At 51.5% G+C, this 1,089-nt stretch carries 1 protein-coding gene; it reads left to right on the forward strand.

The annotated features are described in order from the left end of the window. Nucleotides 1–128: 128 nt before the first annotated feature. Entirely contained in the window at nucleotides 129–1,079 is a 951-nt protein-coding gene (locus I2G69_RS14025; RefSeq protein ID WP_087234999.1) for a DDE-type integrase/transposase/recombinase, read from the forward strand. The last annotated feature ends 10 nt before the right edge of the window (nucleotides 1,080–1,089 follow it).

A 1,089-nucleotide genomic window follows, 5' to 3' on the forward strand; every position in this document is an offset into this window, starting at 1 on the left:
TGTAGAGCTACAATACATGTTGGACAGAAGAGCAAGTAAAAGCAAATAAAAAAGTAGAAGGACAGAGCCTTCATAGGGTATAGTTAAGTTGCGACACCAACAAACCCAAAAAAGGAGCTCTGTCCCTCATGAGTAAAAGTATAACACAAGACATGCGGTATCGGCAATCCCTAATGCAGTATGCAGCCAAATATGGCGTGAGCCGTGCAAGCCGGAAATACAACAAGAGCCGGTCATATATCTACTTCTGGAAGGCACGCTGGGATGGAAGTATGGCGTCCCTGGCTTGTCAGTCCAGGCGCCCCCATCACCATCCAAACCAACACACAGAAGCGGAACTGAAGCTCATCCGAGACATGCGGAGGAGGAATCCCACGCTGGGAATGGTAGAACTCTGGCACCGGCTCCGCAAACGTGGGTATACCCGCTGTCCGGAAAGTCTGTTCCGGGTCATGCGCAAGCTGGGGATGTTCCCGCAGCCAAAGGTCAAAGCAGCCTACAAGGCAAAGCCATACGAACAGATGCAGTATCCCGGCCAGCGCGTTCAGGTAGATGTGAAGGTGGTGCCGATGAAATGCCTAACAAACCCGGAAGAACGGCTATACCAGTATACGGCGATCGACGAATATACACGCCTTCGCTATCTGGGCGCATATCCAGAACAAAGCACTTACTCCTCCGCTGATTTCCTGGAGAAAATGGTGGCATGGTTCAAACGCCGTGGTGTGCGGGTAGAGTGCGTGCAGACAGACAATGGCATTGAGTTTACCAACCGTTTTTCGACCAACAAGAAGAACCGGCTCACACGCTTTGAGCTGACCGCTGCACGCCTTGGGATCCTGCACAAGCTGATTCGCCCCTACACACCTCGCCACAACGGCAAAGTAGAACGCAGTCACCGCGAAGACCAGAAGCGATTCTACGACACACATCGTTTCTTCTCTCTTGCCGATTTTGGTGTGCAGCTCGCTGCACACCAAAATCGCTCCAACGACTTACCTATGCGCCCCCTTGCCTGGCTCTCCCCGAAAGAAAAACTTGCTGCTTTCTTTGAATCTCTCGCTGTACAAGATGTTTGACAAACCTACA

Source organism: Anaeromassilibacillus sp. D41t1_190614_C2 (assembly GCF_015558525.1).
Taxonomy (GTDB): domain Bacteria; phylum Bacillota; class Clostridia; order Oscillospirales; family Acutalibacteraceae; genus Anaeromassilibacillus; species Anaeromassilibacillus stercoravium.

Excerpts from the sequence above, each read along its gene's own strand:
- I2G69_RS14025 (WP_087234999.1), top strand. The coding sequence starts at position 129 with ATGAGTAAAAGTATAACACAAGACATGCGGTATCGGCAATCCCTAATG.